Raw genomic sequence first — 20,266 nt, 5'->3', positions numbered from 1 at the left:
ATTCCGTAACTTCGAAAACTACAGAATCAGAAACCTACTCGCAGCAGGAGGCCACCGCCCCTACCGGAAGAAATCACCCAACCACGCTTAGGGACGAAGGGCCGCTTTACGACCGCCTGCTGGGCAGCCTGCTGTGCGGCTGCCTCGGCTGCTTTCTGGGCTGCAACCTGCTGCGCGGCTGCCTGATCTGCCGCAGCTTTGTCCGCCACAACCTTTGCTGCAGCAGCCGCCTCTGCTGCAGCCTTGTCAGCTGCGGCTTTATCAGCGGCGGCCTTTTCCGCCGCAGCCTTTTCAAGGTTCTTGACGCCGAGGTGAACGGTGGAGCCCTTTGCCACCTGTGCGCCTTCGGTTGGGTCTTGGGACGTCACCTGCCAGTTCTTCTTTACGATGATGGACTTGCCATCGGCAGTGTCCGCAGCTTCGACCTTGAACCCGAGATCTTCCAGTTGCTCCGTGGCTTTGTCCAGAGTCAGGCTCAGCACCCCTGGAACCGTGACAGCATCTGCAACCACTGCAACAGCGGTTGACGTTGATGACGCCTGCTTACCACTGCATCCCGTCAGCATGAGGCCGGTCAGCACAATTAATGTCAGTGTCTTCTTCATTTTTCCCCCTTGGAAAATTTTCTAAATAGGTGGAGTAATTTGGGCGTGGCTAGCTCTCGCAGGCCACACCGTCGGAATCGCGGTCCAGCCCGGCCCGGTAGCCGGCCTGCCCCGCATAGATCGGTGCGGCGCCGGCCGCCTTGGCCGCCGTGCAGTTGGCGTAATAGACGGCGGCCGGCGCTACAGGAGCAGGTGCCGGCACAACAGGCGCGGGAGCAACCGGGGCAGGAGCAGGCACCACAACCACTGGGACAGGAGCGGGAGCTACCGGGGCGGCCGCCGGTGCAGGTGCCGGGGCCGGCACCGCGGCGACTGGTGCCTGCTCGTTTGTTGGTGCGAGCTGCCCGGAGCAGTCGGCCAGGATCCTGGCCATCGCGTCGTGCTCCGCCTGGGTGACCCACAGGCTGTACGTTGCCTTCACCGAAATCTGCCGGGCCACGTATTCGCACCGAAAGCCCTTGTTCGGCGGCAACCACGTGGCGGCGTCGCCGTCGCCCTTTTTCATGTTGGTGGGACCATCCGTGGACTGGAGGTTCAGGGAGTCATTCGCGAAGGCCGTCCGCTGCTCCGTGGTCAGCTGCTGCGCGCCCTTCTGCCAAGCGTCGCTGAGTGCAACAACATGGTCGATCTGGACGGCGCTGCTGGTGGCACTCCCCCGCAGGAATCTGATGGTGCTACCCGTGTAGGGGTCCGCCAGCGTTCCGGACTGAACCTTGCAGGGCACGCTGTTGGTGTACGCGATCCCTGTTAGGTCGCGTTTGAGCATGTCGTTCCGGGTGTCGCAGCCATTGCGGTCAACGTCCATCCACGCCTGCCCGAACAGCGCGCGGTCATATCCGGTCTTGGGCGCCCGGCCCTTGACGGGAAGGGCCGCCAGCAGGTCGATCGCTTTGGTAGCAAACGCCGGCTGCGTCTTCGGAGCCGTTGCGCTGACGCCGTTCGCCAGGGCGAAAGCCGTCTCAGGATCGAGCGGGGCGCCCGTCGCCTGCGCAGTTGGAGCGGACGACGGCGTCGGCGAACCTGCGGAAGAGGCACTCGCTGTGGCCGTTGCTGGTGAGGCATTCCAGTCTGAGGAGGCTGCCTCAAGGTCATCCGCATTCGTCCGCGGCAACGCGGCCGCACCGCCGATTAAGAGAGCAAAGGAAACCCCCAGGGCGATGGCCCCTGCCTTCCGCTTGGCCGGGAGCCACGCCCAGGACCGGCGTCCGGTGGCCAGGACATACAGGCCGGTGATGGCAGCCGAGATGGCCAAGACAACCAGGGCGCCCCCGAACCCGCCGCTGAAGGCACCAATAATCACGAAGAGGGCTGTGATGCCGCCGACGACGAACGTCGAAGCGCGTGGCCTGCGGGGCGGATTAGGTCCGGGCGCAGGAGCAGATGGTGCTGACCCGAAAAGGGTCTGATAGTTCGACATTCTTTTTCCCCAATACGGCCGGGTTAGCCTGACCCATTCCTTGAAACTTCACGTAAATGCCGAGCCTATTTCTTGGGGAGCTGGGGAAACCGAAACTTCGACGAACCTCGCACAACGTTGATTGAGTCTTGAGCTGATCTTGATCGGAGCACTGCCGCGCAGGATCATTTCTGACGCAGTAGCTGAAAACCCGGACACAATCTCCAAGGCGACCGACGCTGCCCAAGCCGCGCACCGCCGTCGTAAATTATCGATGGCGCGTGGATTCCCTCTTATCGCTATTTCGAACTCACTGCAGTACGTTGGGCCGACGCCGTGCGAATAGGGTGCTGTTGGGCACCGTTATTCCGGCCGCCAACTCTCGGAAACTTCAATTTGCGCATAAGGCTGGGGGTTCCTGGACTGACGCAACCCCGGGCGAGCGCGCGAGCGCACAGACCAGAGAGCAAAACTCATGAAATCTGCATCCCTTCCCCGCTCCCGTCAAAGCCCCCGGACCCGCTGGCTCGTACCTGCCGCCCTGATCCTCCTCGGCCTCGTCCCGGTCATCGCCGGGGCCGGGCGCCTGACCGAGCTCTCGGGAGGTCAGATCACGCCGGATAACGCGCGGTTCTTTGATTCGCCAGTCCCCGTGTTGATCCATATCCCCACCGTCACGGTGTACCTGGTGCTGGGGGCGTTTCAGTTCGTTCCCTCGCTTCGACGGGGCAAGCGCGGCAGGGCCAGCTGGCACAAAATCGCGGGACGCATTCTTGCCCCCACCGGCCTGCTCGCCGCCCTGTCGGGTTTGTGGATGGCAGTTTTCTACGATCTCCCGCCCCTGGACGGGCCGCTTCTACTTGTCCTTCGGCTGGCCTTCGGGTCCGCCATGGTGGCGTTCATTGTCCTGGGATTCATCGCCGTGCGGCGCCGGAACTACGTCCGGCACAGCGAATGGATGTCGCGGGCGTACGCCATCGGCATCGCCCAGGGAACCATTGTTGTGGTGACCATTTCGTGGATTCTCCTGGTTGGACCGGTTGACGAACTGACCCGGGCGCTTCTGGTTGGCGCATCATGGGCACTCAGCCTGGCGGTGGCCGAATACTTCATCCACCGGCGCGCCCAAGTACCAACGCGAGCGGCGCTCCTAAGCCGTGCGCCGTCGTCGTAATTACCGACGGCGGCCGCTGGCCAGGTGCCTAAGGTTTAGTAAGTGCACTTACGGGTTGGGATCTAAACTTAATCATGGACACGATCCCGGCGGTTTTCCTCGTCATCGGGGCAGCGTTCGCCTGGCTGGGCGTGACGCTAGTCGTCATTCTCCGCTCTCGGCGCCGAAGGAGTGCATCGAGGCCGGTACATCCAACGCATCCCACGGACCAGGCTCACCCCCGGACCGGCATGCGCTGGCGCCGCCTCCGCCGGATCGCGGACCAGAACACTGGAACTCCGTCGAGACGACACAGTCTGAAAATCAGGAAGGTCCGCCATTAAGGGCCCGGTGGTTTAGCTCAATCACCGAAACCGTCAGGACACGCGGCGGAACTCCCCCGGCCGGAGCTGGACATGGATGGGCAGCACCAGCTGGATGTGGGTGTCGCCGATGGGCTTGTCGAGCAAGTCGTTGATGGAGGTCTGCCCTTCCAACTCGCTGTGCTGGTTTTTGCCCATGTATCGAGCTTATGTGCGCCACGGCGGGAGTGAATCCTAAGACACGCGTGAGCTATGGCCTCTTGTCTGCGGCAGTGCCAGTATGTGGAGAATCAGGTTCGCTGCAGGCGCCCCATAACCGGGCAGTAAGGACGCGCAGTCATGACCTACGTCAACAGTTTGGCCGATGTGGGAGCAGCCGACATCGCCATGGCCGGCGGCAAGGCCGTGGGACTGGGCGGCCTCCTTCAGGCCGGGCTGCCCGTCCCCCCGGGGTTTGTGCTGAACACCGCAGCTTATTCGCACTTTGTGGAAACCAACCACAATGAGGCACGCATCCAGGAACTGGCAACTGTGCCGCCGGATGCCACGCCACAGGACTACGAGGACGCCTCGGAGCGGATCCGAACCCTGTTCACGGCCGGCACCATGCCGGCCGCCGTCGCAGCGGAACTCGGCGCCGCCTACGGGCGTCTTGGCGACGCGCGTCTCGATGACGGCGGGGAAACAGCCGTCGCGGTGCGTTCCTCCGCCACGGCCGAGGACCTCGCCGCAGCCAGCTTCGCCGGGCAACAGGAAACCTACCTGAATGTCCGCGGGGCCGAGGCGCTGGCCGCGGCCGTGATCGATTGCTGGGCCTCCCTGTGGACGGCGCGGGCCATGGCCTACAGGGCCCGCGAAGGCATCGGACCGGACTCGGTGCGGCTCGCCGTGGTGGTCCAGCGGATGGTCCAGGCCGACGCCGCCGGGGTGATGTTCACCGCCAACCCGGCCAACGGGCGCCGCGACCAGATCGCCATCAGTGCCGCGTGGGGACTGGGCGAATCCGTGGTCAGCGGGTCGGTCACCACGGATGACCTCGTGGTCGACGCCGGGACTGGCACCGTGGTGTCGCGGCACACGGCCGACAAGGCGGTTATGACTGTCTACGCTGAGCACGGCACCCGGGAGCAGCCGGTGGCGGCAGCCCGCCGTCGTGCGCCCGTACTGGACGACCGGGCCGCAGCCGAGCTCGCCGGCTACGGGACGCGGAGTGCGGATCATTTCGGGGCACCGCAGGACATCGAGTGGGCGCGGGCCGGGGGCGAGTTTTTCATCCTGCAATCCCGGCCCATCACCGCGCTCCCCGAACCGGCGGCCGACATCCCGGACACCTGGCCCGTGCCGTACCCGAAGGGGATGTACTTCAGGGCGAGCATCGTGGAACAGTTGCCCGACCCGCTCTCGCCGCTGTTTGCCGACCTCATTGACGGCTCGGTGTCCAGGTCGCTGCGAGCCTTGATGAACGAGGCCGTCGGCACGAACGTCATCCGCGAGGACGACGTGGGGCTGCCCACCATCAACGGCTACGCCTATTACTACTACCGCACCTCCGGAATGTGGCGGGTAATGGGCAGGGCGCTGACGGCGGTACGCGCACTGGCCCGCGGCCAGGCGCACATGGGAGTGGCCGGCTGGCGCGAATTCTCGCATCCCCGCTACGAACGCGTGATCAAAGACTGGCAGGCGAAGCCCGCCGCGGAGCTCTCCGGTGCGGAACTGCTGGACGGCGTGCAGGCGCTGCTGGACGCCGGCACCGTGTACTACACAGCCGTGCAGTCAGTCATTGCGCTCGCCGCGACCAGCGAAATCTCCTTCGGTGCGTACTACGACAAGTTCGTCCGGCGCGAGGGGGATCCCCCCGCCCTGACGTTCATCCTCGGCTACGACAGCGAACCCATCCGGGCGGAGAAGTCTCTGTACGACCTGGCAGCCTGGGCCCGCGGCGTCCCTGGGCTCGCCGCGGCGATCCTCCATGAACCGACGACGGCGTTGGCCGAGTCCCAGCGCACGGGGTTCCCGCCTGCCGGGTTCAGTGAGCCGTTGTGGCAGTTGTGGCGTCCTCGCTTCCAGGACCACCTCGGCCGGTTCGGCCATGCGGTGTACAACCTGGACTTCGCCAGCCCCGTGCCAGCCGACGATCCGTCAGCGTTGCTGGGCGCGGTGAAGTTCTATCTGCGGGGGCAAGGTGCTGACCCGCACGAGCGGCAGCGGCTGTCGGCCGCCCGCCGGGAGGACGAAACCAGCCGGATCAGCACCCGGCTCGGGCCGCGCCGCCGGGCCGCGTTCCTCCGTTTGCTCCGGTGGGCACAGAACACCGCGCCGATCCGCGAGGATGCCTTGGCCGACGTCGGTCTGGCCTGGCCGCTGCTGCGGCGGATGCTGCTGGAACTGGGACAGCGGCTGGTGGACTCCGCTGTCATCACCGAGCCCGCCGACGTGTTCTGGCTGCGGCACCAGGAGCTGCGCAGCGCCATCGAGTTCGGACTGGCCGCGCCGGGCACCCCGGCGGCCGTGGCCATTACCGGAGCGAACCGCCCCGTCCGCGCCGCCGCGGTTGAGGAGCGCAAGATGCTGTGGCGGGGCCAGGTGAAGGCCGCTGCCCCGCAACTGCTCCCGGAGAGCCGGTGGATGGAAAAGGCCTTCGGGTCCATGATGCCTGCAGGCTCGCAGCACCAACTCGGCGACATCATTAAGGGCACGGCCCGAGCCCGGGCCGGGTCAGCGCTCCGGCCCGCGTCCTGCGGGGGCCCCAGGATTTCGCCCTGATGGAGCCCGGAGAGGTCCTGGTGGCCCGCATCACCACGCCCGCCTGGACCTCGCTGTTCGCGATGGCCTCCGCCGTGGTGACCGATGTGGGCGGCCCGTTGAGCCACAGCTCCATCGTGGCCCGGGAGTACGGCATCCCGGCCGTGCTCGGCACCGGAGTTGCCACCCAGCGGCTCACCAGCGGCCAGCAGATCCGCGTCGACGGCGACGCCGGCACCGTCACGATCGAGCATCCAAGCCCTACGCAGGAGCCGTGACCGGGTGGCATGATGGGCGCATGAGCCGAGTCACGTGCGACCTGACCATCTCCCTCGACGGCTTTGTCGCCGGCCCGAACCAAAGCCCGGCGGAGCCGCTGGGCGAGGGCGGCGAGCTCCTGCACCGGTGGATGTTCGAGGAACCCGAGGCCAACGCGGCCGCGATCGAAGGCATCCTCGCTTCCGGCGCCTACATCATGGGACGGAACATGTTCGCAGGTCCCGGGGCGTGGGATGAGGACTGGCGGGGATGGTGGGGCGAGGAGCCGCCCTATCACGCACCGGTTTTCGTTCTCACCCATCAGCCACGCGAGCCCCTGCAGATGCAGGGCGGCACCACGTTCAACTTCGTGACCGACGGCATCGAATCGGCACTGGCCCAGGCACGGGAGGCCGCCGGCAGCAAGGACGTGGCCACTGCCGGCGGAGCGCAGACCGCCCAGCAATACCTATCGGCGGGGCTGATCGACGAGCTGCGGCTCCACACCGCGCCCATCATCCTGGGGGCGGGCGAACGGCTGCTCGACGGCGTCGCGAACCTCACGCTGGAGCCGACAGAAGTGAGCGGCACCGCCCTCGTCACGCATGTGCGCTACCGGGTGATCCGCTGAAAACTGATGCTCGATCTGCATCAGGACCACGGCCAAGCTAGGCCCCAAGTGTCGCCGGCACGGCCCGGTCGAATGGTCCGCTGCCCCTGATCCGATCGACCACCTCAGTTCCGCGGACGCCTCACTTGCCGTGCTCCTTGGTGTGCTGCGCAAGCTCACGCCGGAGGACCGCGACAAGCCCACGCCGAGCGAGGCGTTCACCGCCCACGAGCTGCTTGAGCACCTGTCCGGATCGCTCAGAAACATGGGCACCGCCCTCGGTGCCGACATCACGGACCGCAGAGATGCTGCACCCGAGGTCCGGATCGCCGAACTGGCGCAACCCGTACTGGAAGCCTTCGCCCGCCGCGGCGTTGACGGAACCATCGATATGGGCTTCGCCGAGCTCCCCGCGACTATGGTGGCCGGCATCCTGAACCTCGAACTGCTCGTGCATGCGTGGGACTTCGCGAAGGCAAGCGGCCAGCAGCTGGCCGTGTCCGACGTCGTCACCGACTACGTGGAAGGGCTGGCCCTGGCGACGATCTCCGAACAGGTCCGCTCCGGTGGCAGCTTCGCACCCGCCCAACCCGTCGCGGAGACCGCCGGCAGCCTCGAGCGTCTCATCGCCTTCACCGGCCGGACCGTCACAGTCTGACCGTTTCCGCCAGGCAAACAACAGAAACAGCAATCACGAAAGAAGGACCGAAAATGTCAAAGTTTCTCTTTGTTTACCACGCCCCGATGACTCCCGCAGAGGCCGCGCCGGCACCGGAAGACATGGCAGCCGTTATGGCGGAGTGGAACGCCTGGGCTGCCAAAGTCGGCGACGGGATGGTCGACTTCGGAACCCCGCTGGCCAACGGCGTCCGCGTTTCGCCCGGCGGAGCCACGGCACCGAGCCAGCGCGAGGTCGCCGGCTACAGCCTCATCGAGGCCGAGAACGTCGAAGCAGCCTTGGAGCTCGCCAAGCAGCACCCGCACCTGAACATGCCAGGTGGCTGCGAAATCGAGGTCCACGAGGCCCAGCAGATCCCCGGAATGTAGTCCTGGCTCCCTATGGATTAGGCCGGTGTCCGCCGCCCTTCACGGCAGCGGCGGGCACCGGCGACGCACAGATTGGAATTCCCATGTCATGAGCATCGACGGAACCGCGACAACAAGAGTCACGACTTTCAGCCGGACATTCACCCTGAAAATCAAGGAATTTTCACCGACTGCACGGCTGGCACGGGGTGACGCGCTCGGAACCCGCGTCTACACTCTCAAGGAAACCGGCCCAGGAAAGACCCGTTTCGAGATGTCTGAACGTATCGGCGGGCCGGTGTTTCCGCTGTTCGCGAGCAAGATTCCGTCCTTCGACGCCAGCTTCTCCCAGTTCACCTCCGACCTGAAAGCGGCAGCCGAAGCGAAGGGCTGATTCGATGGACTGATCCGCGCAACCCGGACCCTCACCGGGGTTTCCATAGGCGAAACTCTACCGAGGGCGGCCCGGGGCGTAGCCTGAATCTATGGACTCCGAAGTCCGCGATCTCAGGCTCCACACCGGCATCACGGTGCCGTGCCTCGTCCACGGCGACGGCGACGCAAAGCCGGTGCTGCTGCTGCACGCGTGGGGCGAATCCCGCGGCAGCTTTGACCGCCTGATTCCCCTGTTGACCGGTTTCCGGGTCTACGCGCCGGACCTCCGCGGGCAAGGCGAGGCGGACAAACCGGAGCGCGGCTACTCCCTGGCGGAACAGGCCGAGGACGCAGCCGCAATCCTGGAGGCCCTCAACGTGCCGAGCGCCGTCGTCGTCGGCTCCTCAAGCGGCGGCTACGTTGCCCAGCAGCTCGCCATTGCCCACCCACAAAAGGTCGCTGCACTGGTGCTGGTGGGTGCTCCCTGGAGCCTCCACGGGCGGACCGCCTTCGCAGACGAAGTGGACGCCCTGGCTGACCCCCTCGACGAGGACTGGGTACGGGCGTCCCTGTCCTGGTTTCCCCTGCTGCACGAGGTTCCCGCCTGGTACATCGAGGACCGCGTGCGCGACGGTCTCAGGATGCCGGCCCATATGTGGAAAGGCATCCTGAACGGGCTGTGCGAGGCCACGCCACCCACGGAAACGGGAACCATCCACGCCCCCACGCTGATCCTGTGGGGCGCCCAGGACAGCTTGCTGCCACGCCGCGACCAGGAAACCCTGGCGGCCCGGATCCCCGGCTCCGTGCTGAAGGTCTACCCCGATGTGGGGCACCCGGTGCTGTGGGAGTGCCCGGAACAGGTCGCAGAAGATACGACGGCGTTCCTCGCCTCCCTCTTTGACGCCCGCAAGCCATCGGACGTACTGTGACGGCCCGTTCTGCAAGCTCGCCAGCCAGGCGGTTGAAGGAGGTTTACGACAACCTCCCGCTGCCACTGCCTATCGTGGCCGCGCTGGCCCTGGATCTCCTCCTTGACCGGGTCCGTCCAATGCCGCTTCCCGGCTCCCGCTCCCTCCACCGGATAGCGGGGGCGGCACTGCTGCTCGCCGGCGTCGGCCTGAATCTTTGGGCGCTGGCTGAACGGCGACGCCGCTCGGCGGGCCCCTTCGCGCTGGAGCGGCCGGTGGAGCTGGTCATCACCGGCCCGTATGCAATCACCCGCCATCCGATGTATGTCGGCTGGTGGCTCATCCAACTGGGCGCGGGAACCTTGGCCGGTTCATCATGGGTCCTCGCGACGCTGCCGGCCGAATTGCTTGTGGAACACCGCTTTGTCCTCGGCGAAGAGACCATGCTGGCCGAGCTCTTCGGACGGTCCTACCGTGATTACGCGAAAAAGGTTCCGCGCTACCTCGGGTTCCCGATGAGGCACAGTCCGCCAGATGCATTGCCCTGCAAAGTGCCGGGGCATTGCTTGCGCGGCGGGCTCGCTATTTAGCGGCAAGAGAACTCTTCAACGGGCATCGCGGGCGGCACTTCCTTAGTTCCGGCGGTGCCGGTGATGACTTTCGTAGCTTTGGAACACTTCTGAGGAGGTTTGGCCGGTGTGTCCGAATTTTCCGCGGAGGACCTCGGCCAGGTCATCCAAGGCCGCGTGCATCATCCGTCCGGCGAATTGCAGGTCGATGTTCGTGCTTGCCTGCGCTTCTGAGGCCAGTTGGTGCGCATAGGCGACGGTGGCCGGCAGTGATCCTCTCTGCTGCGCTTCGTGGAAGTAGTACGTTTCGTTGAACGCCAGCAGGTCCATGCTGACCGTGGCTACACTTCTGGCGAATGATTCGAGCAAGGCAGCGGCATGTCCGGATTCCAACGTCGACATGCCTTGCGGCCCGGCGGCCTGCCTGAACAGGTTCAGCTCGTGGGCAAGGGCGCGGCGTCGGCTGAGGGCGGGGTACATCTGCAGAATCCAGGAGACCGTGGCCGTAAGCAACCCGAATCCTGTGACGGCCTGTGCAGCGACGACGAACCGAAGTAATGGCGCCGCCGGAACTATCTCACCGAAGCCGACCGTGGAGAGGCTGACCATCGAGATATACATGGCCTCGGCAAGGTCCCCTCCCTGGGGGACGCCCGCTGCGTAGACGAACCCGTCCGGTAAATGAGGTAAATACACCAGTGCCCATCCCATGATGGACAAGGACGCCCAGGCGCCGATCACCGCCGCCATGGCGGCGGGTGCCGCGACAGTGGAGGCCCGGCCGGCGAATCGTCGGGACAGGAGCCACAGTGCACGCATGATCAGCCTGCACACGGGTCCCGTGCCGTGAGGATAGAGGAGCGTGTGAAAGACATCTGCGGCCATCAGCAGAATCAGTCCCGCACCGATGACCGTCAGCACAACGTCCGCAAAGTCCATGCTTCACCTTAGGCGTTGGGTAGCTGCCCCGGAGCACCCAAGGCCCGGCAGGGATCGAATGCGACGGCGGGCACCCTTCAACTATTGAAAAGGGTGCGCCATGAAGGCACGCGGCCGGTGCCGCCTCTGCGGTCGGCATCACGGGTCGGCATCACGCGGTGAGGTCACGGCGCCGGAGCCGGTAGGCAGCGATCCCTGCCCCGGCGAGGGCGATGACGGTCATGGTCAGGGCAGGCGCGGGGTTGAAGGCTTCGACTGGCATCGCCGCCGAGTGACGGAAAGGGCTCGCGTCCTGCAGCCAGGCCGGCAGGCGCAGAAGTTCACCGAACTGGCCCAGGACAAGGCCGGCGGCCAGCATGCCCCAACCCAGTGGAATACTCACTCTGGGTGCCGCTGCAAAGAGGACCGCGGTTGCCGCGACGAAGACGACGGCGGCCGGGACGTGCCCCAAAGCGGCGCCGACCAGCAGGCCTGGCGGGCCGTTTTCCGCGCCGGCCAGGGCAAGACCGATGGTGGCTGCGGTCCCGGCGACGACGGCCACCGCTACTGTCGAGGAGGCGGCGAGGATCAGGTTCGCGCCAAGCCACCGGGCCTTGGTTCTGGGTGCGGCAAGGAGAAGTTCGGCCCGGCCCTCGGCCTCTTCTGCACGGAGCCGCAGCACCGCCTGGATGCCGGCGGCTGCGGCGAGGACACCGGCGATGCCCAGCAAGGCTGCGGTGAAGACATCGATCATCCCTGCCCGGGCGCCCGGGACGAGCCGGTTGATCAGCTGCCGTAGTGAGTCATTGCCGCCGATCACGTCGCTGACCGCGGGCCCGAGGCCCCCAGCGATGCCTCCCAGGAGGGCTGCGGCGACGGACCAGCCGATCAGGGTGGGCAGCTGCTGGCGCCAGGCAAGGCCAAGGAACGAAGCACCCCCGGCCCCAGCGCGTTCCGGGCCCGCGCGTTCGGGCAGGAGGCTGGCGCCCAGATCCCTGCGGCTCCTGAGTACCATGACCGCACCGGCCAGGACGGCTGCGGCCGCGGTCAGGATCAGTAGCGGTGCGGGATCGGCGGCCGTGAAAGGCCGGGAACGCTGCCCCCATCCGATGGGCGAAAGAAGCGAAACCCACCCGCTGGTGACATGGGCCGGATCGGCGCCCCGCCAAGGATCAGGGTTGCCGTCAACGACGCGGCGCGCCGGACCGGTACGGACCCGACCAGCTCTGCCCGTCCGAGCTCTTCATCGGTGCGGGTATGCCGGATGACCAGAAACGTGCTCATTAATCCTGCGAGCACGGCGGTGAAGGCGTAGCCCTGGAAGAACACCAAAGCTCCGATACTGGTGCCGTCGGGCAGTCCGCGGATGAACCGGAACGCCGGGCTCGCCGCGGACATTCCGATGATCGCAGCCCGCTCGGACTCCTCTGCGAATTCCGTGGCAACCGCCCCTGCGATGGCAAACCCCAGAAAAACGATGCCCAGAATCCATGCTGGCAGCACGATCCGGTCCCTGCGCGCCTGAATCAACAGCAAAGTCATGACTCCGGACATCAGCGCACCTGCCCATTGGAATCGCTGTAGTGGCTCAGGAACAGGGACTCCAACGACGGCGGCGAGACGATCAGTCCGCTGATCCCCGCCGCGGCGACCGCTTGCAAAACCGGGGCAAGGTCCGCTGGGTCCACGTCAAACTCGACCACGTCCCCGTCGGTCAGAACCCCCTGTACGCCGGGCAGGGCTGCCAGCAGTGCAGCGTCAGCGCCCTCGAGCCTGAAATGGGTGAGTTTCAGATGCCTCAGCTCAGCCAGGGTCCCCGATTCCACGGCCCGGCCGGAGCGGATGATCGTCACCCGGCCGCAGAGCTGCTCGACTTCGCTGAGGATATGGCTGGAGAGCAGAACAGTGGCGCCGTCCGCGCTGACGCGCCGGACCTGCCGGCGGAACACCGAATCCATCACCGGGTCCAGGCCGGCGCTGGGCTCATCGAGCAGATAGAGGCGGGCCGGGCGGGCGAAGGCCGCGATCAGTGCCACCCTTCTGCCGGTTTCCCTTGGAATACGTACGGGCCTTGCGCCGCGGGTCGAATTCGAACTCGTCGATCAGTTCCCGGCGCAGCCGCTCATCGGATCCGCCGCGCAGTCCAGTAAGCAGGTCAATGACTTCACCGCCGGAGAGGTTCGGCCAAAGGCTCACGTCCCCGGGAACGTAGGCGACGTCCCGGTGGGCCCGGACCGGGTCCCGCCAGGGATCCAGCCCGAACACACGCGCGGTTCCCGATGTCGGCCGGATCAGCCCGAGCAGCACTCTGAGGGATGTTGATTTGCCCGCGCCGTTGGGACCAAGAAACCCGTGGACCTCGCCCGGACCAACGCGCAGATCAAGGTTGTCCAGTGCCCGGGTCCTGCCGAAAGTCTTCACGAGCAGGGTGGCGTCAATGACCGGTTCCGTTGCGGATGTCATGGTGGGTTCCGTTCCCTCGGTCCAGCGATAACGACCGAGGCGGCTGCCATGGCGTTCCGCGGGCACAGATTCCCGCGGGCCGACCAGGCTTCCCGGCTCTCCGATCCACAGCCTACGTCCGGCCAACCCGCCCGGGAAGAGCTACCGGCGCAGGCCCGTCACGGCTGTGCGTTGAGCCGTTGGATGAACTCGTCCGCTTGGGCCAGGTTCCGGGCCATTTTGGCCCGCTGGTGGACGGCCTGCTCCAAGAAATCCGAGAGCCTCGCCCGGCCTTCCTCTGGAACTTCATGGCCCTGACCTGCGGCGAGGATGCCAAGGATCTCGGCCATTTCCTCGAGCGAGAACCCCAAAGGCTTCATCTGCTTGATCACCATGAGACGGTCGAAGTCATCTTCCGAATAGACCCGGAACCCACCGTCAGTGCGTGCGGTTGCAGGCAGCAGACCCACGTCGTCGTAGTGCCGGATGGTCCGCAGGGACAAGCCCGTCCGTTCTGCCAGTTCGCCGATGTGCATGGTGGTGCTGCCGGTTTTGGCCGTCATCAGGGACCTCCGTTCCTTGTCCGGGTACAACTCTACCATCACGTTAGGGTAGAGTTCGTAGTGAGTGGTGAGACCTTCAAGGATAGATGCCCACTTCCCGGCGCGGCGCTGCGCCCCCTGCATTCTTCGAAAAAGCGAAGACACTCTCGTGTCTTCCTGACCATGAACGGAGCCAGCAATGGCCGTCAAAACCGCCGGGGAAGCCTCAGCCTACACACCCGAACAGCTGCAATCTGTCCGGGAAACCCTGAAGTCTCCGCGCCGGCTCAAAACCGAAGTCCTCGCCGGGCTGGTCGTCGCCCTGGCGTTGATCCCGGAAGCGATCGCGTTCTCGATTATCGCCGGGGTGGATCCGCGGCTGGGATTGTTCGCCTCCTTCACGATGGCCGTCACCATTGCGTTCGTTGGCGGCCGGCCGGCGATGATCTCCGCCGCCACCGGTGCGATCGCCCTCGTCATTGCCCCACTGGTGAAGTCCCACGGTGTGGACTACTTCATCGCCGCCGTGATCCTCGCAGGAGTCTTCCAGGTCATCCTGGGCCTGTCCGGGGTGGCGAAGCTGATGCGATTCATTCCGCGCTCGGTGATGGTGGGCTTCGTCAACGCCCTGGCAATCCTGATCTTTATGTCCCAGGTCCCCGAGCTGCTCGGTGTCCCCTGGCTGGTTTACCCGCTGGTGGCCCTGGCACTGGTGATCGTGTTCGGCCTGCCCAAACTCACGAACGCCATTCCCGCCCCGTTGGTCGCGATTGTGGTCCTGACCCTCATAACGGTGCTTGCCTCCGTCGCCGTGCCGACCGTGGGTGATAAGGGCGACCTGCCCGATTCGCTGCCCTCGCTCTTCATTCCGAATGTTCCGTTCAACCTCGAGACGCTGCAGATCATTTTCCCCTTCGCGCTGGCCATGGCGTTCGTCGGCCTCCTGGAATCCCTCATGACCGCCAAGCTTGTCGATGACGTCACGGACACCCGCTCCCATAAGACCCGCGAAGCGTGGGGCCAGGGCGTGGCCAACATCGTCACCGGCTTTACCGGCGGCATGGGCGGTTGCGCGATGATCGGCCAGACCATGATCAACGTCAAAGCCTCCGGCGCGCGCACCCGCATCTCCACCTTCCTCGCCGGGGTCTTCCTGCTGATCCTCGTCGTAGCCTTGGGCGACATCGTTTCGCTGATCCCCATGGCCGCGCTCGTCGCAGTGATGATTTTCGTTTCGTGGGCCACCTTCGACTGGCACAGCATCCACCCCCGGACGCTGAAGATGATGCCCAAGAGCGAAACGATGGTCATGGTCGCCACCGTCATCGTTACCGTCGCCACCCACAACCTCGCCATCGGCGTCGGCGTCGGCGTCCTCGTCGCGATGGTTCTCTTCGCCCGCCGGGTGGCCCATTTCGTCACGGTGGAGCGGACAGCCAAGACCGTTGACGGTCATGAAACCGCTACCTACGTCGTAGACGGTGAGCTGTTTTTCGCCTCGTCCAACGACCTCTATACCCAGTTCGAATACGCCCTGGACCCCAAGGAGGTCATCATCGACATGCACGCCTCACACCTCTGGGACGCCTCCACCATCGCTGCCCTGGATGCGATCACCGAAAAGTACCGGCACCACGGCACGGAAGTGAAGATCATCGGCCTCAACGACGCCAGCGAACTCATGCGCCAACGCCTCGGCGGGAAACTCGGCGCCGGGCACTGAACCGTCAGGTCGACTTCACGGCACGCTGGGTGTCAGGGACGGATGCCGTCGGATGCTTCCACATGCTGTACGCCATGGGCAGCATGGCCACGAGAGCGGCGACACCGTGGACGTAGAACTGGACGGCGGACAGCGGGACAACACGCGACAGGGCCATGACGAGCAGCGCCACGACGACGACCCAGGTAAGCCAAGGGTTCAGCAGTCCGCTACGCGAGACGCTGATGGCAAAGCCGACCATCCCGACAGCAAATGCGACCGCCGCGGCGATCAGCAGCGGGATGAACCATGGGAGCAGGGCAACTTGAGCCGCCCCGACGTCTCCGCCCGTTTCACTCGCGGAGAGCGGTGCGAATTCCATTCCTGGCAGCATCGCGTACAGCGTGCTGCCGATGACGACGAAGGGCAGCGCGGCGGCGCTCCAGCGGTCTTCGCCCAGCTCGTGCAGGTGGCTTCTGATCGCGAGGAATGCCACGGCCAGGACTGCTGAAGCGACTCCCGTCGCCAAATGCACAACCGCCCAGCGCGTCGGGTCGGCGGTGACCTCCGCAACCAACGCATCAATGTTCGGCTGTGGACCCGGAAGGTACGGGTGGTAACCGAGAGCGGCGAGCAGGATCACTGGCGCGATCGCCACGACGCCTGCGCGAAGCGAATACTTGGCCTGGATAGACATGAGGGGCCTCCTGCAGCAGGTGCCACGCCGGGCTCCCTCCCACAGGAGTCGCAGTTCTGGATTCTCAGTATAGACCGTGAGCCATGGGAACGATGCGGGCGCCACTCGCCGGTTCCTTGAGGGTGCAAAACATCGCCGGTTCCTGATTTCGACGGCCATCCGGTGATGGCTGGCCTCGCGGAGTGGCCAATATAGTAAGTTGCCTTATGATTTTGGTATATACATTGCCGCAGCGCCGGAAGGAACGGGTATGGTGGCGGAATCGCCGAGCTCCAACAGAATCGACGTGGTTGGCGGACGTTACCGGCTGGGCGAGGTGATCGGCCGCGGCGGCATGTCGTCCGTCTACCGTGCAAGGGATAAGAATCTGGGTCGCGACGTGGCCTTGAAGCTGTTCGCACCCCAGGCCCCCGACGCAGACGAGTTGAAACGCCAGGAAGCTGAAATAACGCTGCTGGCGACGCTGAACCATCCCAGCCTCGTGACATTGTTCGATGTCGGCGTCGACGCACGTATCCCGGAGGAGCCCCGGCCGTTCCTGACGATGGAACTGGTCGAGGGACAGGATCTGCGCAGCCGGATCAGGCACAGTAAAGTCCCCCTGGACGAGCTCGCCGTCATAGGAGCCGGCATCGCCGACGCACTGGCCTATGTCCACGGCCTCGGCATCCTCCACCGCGATATCAAGCCGGGCAACATCCTCTTGGTGCAGATCCGACCCGGGGAGCCACTGCGGGCCAAGGTCGCAGACTTCGGCATAGCACGAATCGCCGACGCAACACGCCTGACCGTTACGGGGGCAATGGTGGGCACCGCGGCGTACCTCAGCCCCGAACAGGCCATGGGTTCCCCGCTCACCCCTGCCACAGACATCTATTCGCTGGGGCTGGTCCTGCTCGAATGCACCAAGCAGACAATGGAGTACCCCGGCAGCGCCGTGGAATCTGCGGTGGCCAGGCTGCACCGCGCGCCCAAAATTCCTGCGGATCTCCCTGCCGAGTGGGCAGACCTGATCCGCTCGATGACGGCAATCGAGCCGCTGGAACGCCCGACAGCTGCGGACATCGAGACGGTGCTGCGGCAGGCCCTTGTCTCGCCGACATCCACTCCCGGCGACCTTGCACCGGAAACCACGCGTGTGCTGCCGGCCATGCCGTTCAGGACGCCGTCCGTCACAGGAGAGTCGCCCTCCCCTAATCTGCGCGCAAGGCCGACAAACGAAGGCCCCAACGGTGAGGATTCCGCCAACGCCGCCCAGTCACGGCCGGTGCCTGGCGCCTATCAGCCCAGCAGCCCCCTGGGAGTGCGCCGACGGAGGTCGGCCCGTGCGGGACAGAAGATGCGGCGGCTCCCGGTGGTGGCCATCCTGATCCTTGTTGCGCTGGCAGGCGGGGCCGCGGCACTGACAGCGGGCCAGGCGCCAGAGTCCACATCCGGCGTCGTGCCTTACCCCGCGGTGAGCGGCACGCTGGGTGACCACCTCCTGGAACTTCAGAAGAGTGTGGAACCATGACCGGCTTTTACTCCACAGGCCAGCGCGCCGGAGCACGGGGAGCCGGCTTTGCCGCCACCTTGGTGCTGGCGGCATCGCTCGCCGGCTGCGGCCCGGCCGCTACCGGCCTGCAGCGCGACACGGCCTCCCATCTTCAGGAACTCGTGCTCGGCGTAAGCCAGGCAGCGGCCGCCAACGATCACGCGGCCGCGCTCACGGCACTGGAGAATCTGGAAGCGGACCTGGCGACTGCAGCCGGCAGCGGCCAGGTCTCCGAGGAACGGCGCCGGAGCATCATGACCAGCATCACCGCCGTCAGGGCCGACCTCAATGCCGCCGTAGAAGCCGCCGCCGCGGCAGCGAAGGCAGCTGAAGAAGCAGCGGTTGCCGCGGCAGAAGCGGAAAAAGCCAAGGCCGACGCGGAAGCCGCGCAGGCCGCCCAGGAAAACACTGCGCCCGTCGTGCCGGAACCTATACCGGCACCAGCTCCTGCACCGGAACAGGCAAAAGGCGCCGAGGGGAAAGGCAAAAACAAGAACGGCTGACGATTTGCCGTCCACCCTGGCGGACCCTTCGACTACGCTCCTGTGATGCCTGTTCTCATCGCTCCGGACGTCAGTTATCACTCCTCCTGGGTGGAAGGATCCACGGAATTTGGCGGCGCCAACCGGGACGGTGGGGGCCCGGAGGACTGGTCCTTGGAAGCACTCAAAGATGCCCAGACGTTCCGCCGCTTTGTCGATGCCCTCGTCAACGATGCCCTGCAGGAGAGCCCGCGCAAGCCGGGGTACGTGCCCTGCACCTACTTATGGATTGTGGAGGGTGACACGTTCCTTGGCTCGCTGGCCATCAGGCACGAGCTGAACGATTTTCTCCCCAACGAGGGCGGGCACATCGGCTAAGGTGCTTAGGCAAACACTCATTGGGGGAATTATGAACTGTTTCGACTTGCGCTGATCCTGGGCTTCCTTGCTGCAGGCCTTACCGGCTGCACCTACTCATCCCCTCCTTCGTAGGCTGGAAGCACGCACACGGAATTGCCGGCGCTGTCCACACCTGCCCCGTTAACCATGGCAACCGACAACCGCAGGGGTCCGCGACGCCTTTCTCGATGGATACCAAACAGTGCGACGACTCACCCGACTCGAACACAAATGGCTGCACGCACTCGTGCTGTTGCCGGGAATCCCAGCCATCCCACCCGGCGATGACCCCGCCGGGTGGGCCAGCGCTCTGTAAGCCGGTGACTGGTGGAGAAGTTCCTTTATCGGCTTCCCGCTATGCCAGGCGAGAAACTGGCCTTCCGCGCGCACATCCTGGGTGGGATGAGGAGCAAGGACGTGGCCATTGCCGGCGGAGCGCAGACCGCCCAGCAATACCTATCGGCGGGGCTGATCGACGAGCTGCGGCTCCACATCTCGCCCATCCTCCTGGGAGCGGGCGAACGGCTGCTCGACGGCGTCGCGAACCTCAAGCTTGAACCGACGGAAATGCGGCTGCCGCTAGACGCGCGTTGGGAAGGACTCCACCTTGGCTGGATCCCGCTCGACGACGTCGCCCAGCACCCCATCAATACGGTCCAGAGTGTCCTGGCCCAGCGGGAGGTCGGCGGCCTTGACAGTGTCGTCGAGCTGCTCAGAGCGGCTGGCGCCGACAATCGCCGCGGAAACGTTGGGGTTCGCCAACACCCAAGCCACGGCCAGGGTAGCCAGCGGCACACCGAGGTCCGCGGCAATCGGCTTGAGCTTCTCCACCCGCTCCAGCACCTCGGGTTGCATGAACTTGTGCTCAGTCTTCAGCCCGCCGTCGTCGGCGGTGAATCGGCTGCCGGCCGGTACGGTGGAGGCACCGTACTTGCCGCTCAGCACGCCTTGGGCCAGCGGCGACCAGCACACCTGGGTGATCCCGAGCTCTTCGCAGACCGGCACCACTTCAGGTTCGATCACGCGCCACAGCATGTTGTACTGCGGCTGGCTGGAGACGAACTGGATGCCCAGTTCGCCCGCCAACGCGGCGCCCGCGCGGATCTCCGCCACGGTCCATTCCGAGACGCCGATGTAGTGGGCCTTCCCGGCACGGACGATATCCGCAAAGGCACCCATCGTCTCCTCGAGCGGGGTCTCGTAGTCATAGCGGTGCGCCTGATAGACGTCCACGTAGTCCGTCTGCAAGCGGCGCAGCGAACCGTTGATGGATTCCATGACGTGCTTGCGGGACAGGCCACGGTCGTTCTTCCCGGTGCCGGTTGGGAAGAACGCCTTGGTCATGACCTCGATGCCCTCGCGGCGCACACCCTTGAGTGCTTCGCCGAGCATCGTTTCGGCCTTTGTGCCTGCGTAGGCGTCGGCGGTGTCGAAAGTGGTGATGCCAAGGTCCAGGGCCTTGCGCACGCATGCCGTGGCAACGTCCTGGTCCACGGTTTCGCCGTGGGTGGCCCAGTTGCCCAGCGCGATCGAGCTGACGTACATGCCGCTGTTGCCGAGTTTGCGATACTGCATAAAG

22 protein-coding genes and 2 pseudogenes are annotated in these 20,266 nt (G+C 65.4%); 14 read left to right on the top strand and 10 right to left on the bottom strand.

Annotation, left to right across the window (positions count from 1 at the left end):
* Positions 1-26: 26 nt before the first annotated feature.
* Both ACX80X_RS11010 and ACX80X_RS11005 read right to left on the bottom strand, forming a co-directional pair.
* The gene (locus ACX80X_RS11010; protein WP_459311987.1) at positions 27-605 is read right to left on the bottom strand and encodes a PASTA domain-containing protein; all 579 of its coding nucleotides are present in this window, start codon (positions 603-605) and stop codon (positions 27-29) included.
* A gap of 49 nt (positions 606-654) precedes the next feature.
* Positions 655-2,022 carry a GmrSD restriction endonuclease domain-containing protein gene (locus tag ACX80X_RS11005; RefSeq protein ID WP_459311985.1) on the bottom strand — a complete coding sequence of 456 codons (1,368 nt, stop codon included), beginning with the start codon at positions 2,020-2,022 and terminating at the stop codon, positions 655-657.
* Positions 2,023-2,476: 454 nt separating this feature from the next.
* Here ACX80X_RS11005 and ACX80X_RS11000 point away from each other — a divergent pair, with 454 nt between their 5' ends.
* Positions 2,477-3,175: a DUF2306 domain-containing protein gene (locus tag ACX80X_RS11000; protein WP_459311983.1), complete on the top strand. Its 699-nt coding sequence runs from the start codon at positions 2,477-2,479 to the stop codon at positions 3,173-3,175.
* Positions 3,176-3,531: 356 nt separating this feature from the next.
* Here the strand turns inward: ACX80X_RS11000 and ACX80X_RS10995 are convergent, their stop codons facing one another.
* Complete coding sequence (locus ACX80X_RS10995) at positions 3,532-3,675, bottom strand: hypothetical protein (RefSeq protein ID WP_252599294.1); 144 nt, start codon at positions 3,673-3,675, stop codon at positions 3,532-3,534.
* 141 nt (positions 3,676-3,816) lie between these two features.
* Between ACX80X_RS10995 and ACX80X_RS10990 the strand changes: the two genes are divergently transcribed.
* The 8 genes from ACX80X_RS10990 to ACX80X_RS10955 all read left to right on the top strand — a co-directional run bounded on the left by ACX80X_RS10990 (position 3,817) and on the right by ACX80X_RS10955 (position 9,992).
* Positions 3,817-6,243, top strand: coding sequence for a PEP/pyruvate-binding domain-containing protein (locus tag ACX80X_RS10990; protein WP_459311981.1), 2,427 nt, complete (start codon positions 3,817-3,819; stop codon positions 6,241-6,243).
* The gene (locus ACX80X_RS10985) at positions 6,243-6,500 is read left to right on the top strand and encodes a PEP-utilizing enzyme (protein WP_459311979.1); all 258 of its coding nucleotides are present in this window, start codon (positions 6,243-6,245) and stop codon (positions 6,498-6,500) included. The genes ACX80X_RS10990 and ACX80X_RS10985 overlap by 1 nt, the downstream gene beginning before the upstream one ends.
* A 20-nt stretch (positions 6,501-6,520) precedes the next feature.
* Positions 6,521-7,111 carry a dihydrofolate reductase family protein gene (locus ACX80X_RS10980; protein WP_459311977.1) on the top strand — a complete coding sequence of 197 codons (591 nt, stop codon included), beginning with the start codon at positions 6,521-6,523 and terminating at the stop codon, positions 7,109-7,111.
* A 13-nt stretch (positions 7,112-7,124) separates the two neighbouring features.
* Positions 7,125-7,748: a TIGR03086 family metal-binding protein gene (locus ACX80X_RS10975; RefSeq protein WP_459311995.1), complete on the top strand. Its 624-nt coding sequence runs from the start codon at positions 7,125-7,127 to the stop codon at positions 7,746-7,748.
* 53 nt (positions 7,749-7,801) lie between these two features.
* On the top strand, positions 7,802-8,137 hold the full coding sequence (locus tag ACX80X_RS10970) for a YciI family protein (protein WP_252599301.1): 336 nt from the start codon (positions 7,802-7,804) through the stop codon (positions 8,135-8,137).
* 88 nt (positions 8,138-8,225) lie between these two features.
* A complete protein-coding gene (locus ACX80X_RS10965; protein ID WP_252599302.1) occupies positions 8,226-8,510 on the top strand; it encodes an SRPBCC family protein in 285 nt (94 codons plus the stop codon).
* 91 nt (positions 8,511-8,601) lie between these two features.
* The gene (locus ACX80X_RS10960) at positions 8,602-9,423 is read left to right on the top strand and encodes an alpha/beta fold hydrolase (protein WP_459311975.1); all 822 of its coding nucleotides are present in this window, start codon (positions 8,602-8,604) and stop codon (positions 9,421-9,423) included.
* Between the two features lie 74 nt (positions 9,424-9,497).
* On the top strand, positions 9,498-9,992 hold the full coding sequence (locus ACX80X_RS10955; RefSeq protein WP_252608765.1) for a methyltransferase family protein: 495 nt from the start codon (positions 9,498-9,500) through the stop codon (positions 9,990-9,992).
* A gap of 42 nt (positions 9,993-10,034) precedes the next feature.
* Here ACX80X_RS10955 and ACX80X_RS10950 read toward each other — a convergent pair whose 3' ends face one another.
* From ACX80X_RS10950 to ACX80X_RS10930, 5 genes and pseudogenes are all read right to left on the bottom strand, one after another.
* Positions 10,035-10,910, bottom strand: coding sequence for an ion channel (locus ACX80X_RS10950; protein WP_252599305.1), 876 nt, complete (start codon positions 10,908-10,910; stop codon positions 10,035-10,037).
* Positions 10,911-11,061: 151 nt separating this feature from the next.
* Positions 11,062-11,904, bottom strand: coding sequence for a hypothetical protein (locus tag ACX80X_RS10945; RefSeq protein ID WP_252599306.1), 843 nt, complete (start codon positions 11,902-11,904; stop codon positions 11,062-11,064).
* Between the two features lie 38 nt (positions 11,905-11,942).
* Positions 11,943-12,443, bottom strand: a complete 501-nt coding sequence (locus tag ACX80X_RS10940; protein WP_252599308.1) for a hypothetical protein — start codon at positions 12,441-12,443, stop codon at positions 11,943-11,945.
* Positions 12,443-13,352 (bottom strand): annotated as a pseudogene (locus ACX80X_RS10935) (ABC transporter ATP-binding protein). Before ACX80X_RS10935 ends, ACX80X_RS10940 begins: the two are co-directional and overlap by 1 nt.
* Positions 13,353-13,510: 158 nt before the next feature.
* Positions 13,511-13,894 carry a helix-turn-helix domain-containing protein gene (locus ACX80X_RS10930; RefSeq protein ID WP_252599310.1) on the bottom strand — a complete coding sequence of 128 codons (384 nt, stop codon included), beginning with the start codon at positions 13,892-13,894 and terminating at the stop codon, positions 13,511-13,513.
* Positions 13,895-14,072: 178 nt separating this feature from the next.
* Here ACX80X_RS10930 and ACX80X_RS10925 point away from each other — a divergent pair, with 178 nt between their 5' ends.
* Positions 14,073-15,596 carry a SulP family inorganic anion transporter gene (locus tag ACX80X_RS10925; RefSeq protein ID WP_459311972.1) on the top strand — a complete coding sequence of 508 codons (1,524 nt, stop codon included), beginning with the start codon at positions 14,073-14,075 and terminating at the stop codon, positions 15,594-15,596.
* Positions 15,597-15,600: 4 nt separating this feature from the next.
* On the opposite strand, the gene ACX80X_RS10920 is transcribed toward ACX80X_RS10925, so the two are convergent.
* On the bottom strand, positions 15,601-16,272 hold the full coding sequence (locus tag ACX80X_RS10920) for a hypothetical protein (RefSeq protein WP_252599313.1): 672 nt from the start codon (positions 16,270-16,272) through the stop codon (positions 15,601-15,603).
* A 250-nt stretch (positions 16,273-16,522) separates the two neighbouring features.
* Here ACX80X_RS10920 and ACX80X_RS10915 point away from each other — a divergent pair, with 250 nt between their 5' ends.
* The 4 genes and pseudogenes from ACX80X_RS10915 to ACX80X_RS10900 form a co-directional block, all read left to right on the top strand.
* Positions 16,523-17,785 carry a serine/threonine-protein kinase gene (locus ACX80X_RS10915; protein ID WP_252599315.1) on the top strand — a complete coding sequence of 421 codons (1,263 nt, stop codon included), beginning with the start codon at positions 16,523-16,525 and terminating at the stop codon, positions 17,783-17,785.
* On the top strand, positions 17,782-18,309 hold the full coding sequence (locus ACX80X_RS10910; protein WP_252608782.1) for a hypothetical protein: 528 nt from the start codon (positions 17,782-17,784) through the stop codon (positions 18,307-18,309). The genes ACX80X_RS10915 and ACX80X_RS10910 overlap by 4 nt, the downstream gene beginning before the upstream one ends.
* 45 nt (positions 18,310-18,354) lie before the next feature.
* Complete coding sequence (locus ACX80X_RS10905; protein ID WP_252613380.1) at positions 18,355-18,666, top strand: GNAT family N-acetyltransferase; 312 nt, start codon at positions 18,355-18,357, stop codon at positions 18,664-18,666.
* Between the two features lie 429 nt (positions 18,667-19,095).
* Positions 19,096-19,260 (top strand): annotated as a pseudogene (locus tag ACX80X_RS10900) (dihydrofolate reductase family protein); the annotation flags it as partial.
* A 6-nt stretch (positions 19,261-19,266) separates the two neighbouring features.
* Here ACX80X_RS10900 and ACX80X_RS10895 read toward each other — a convergent pair.
* The gene (locus ACX80X_RS10895) at positions 19,267-20,262 is read right to left on the bottom strand and encodes an aldo/keto reductase family protein (protein ID WP_252599319.1); all 996 of its coding nucleotides are present in this window, start codon (positions 20,260-20,262) and stop codon (positions 19,267-19,269) included.
* Positions 20,263-20,266: the final 4 nt, after the last annotated feature.

It is taken from the genome of Pseudarthrobacter sp. MDT3-1 (assembly GCF_054510755.1).
This window is presented reverse-complemented; position numbering and strand designations above follow the sequence as displayed.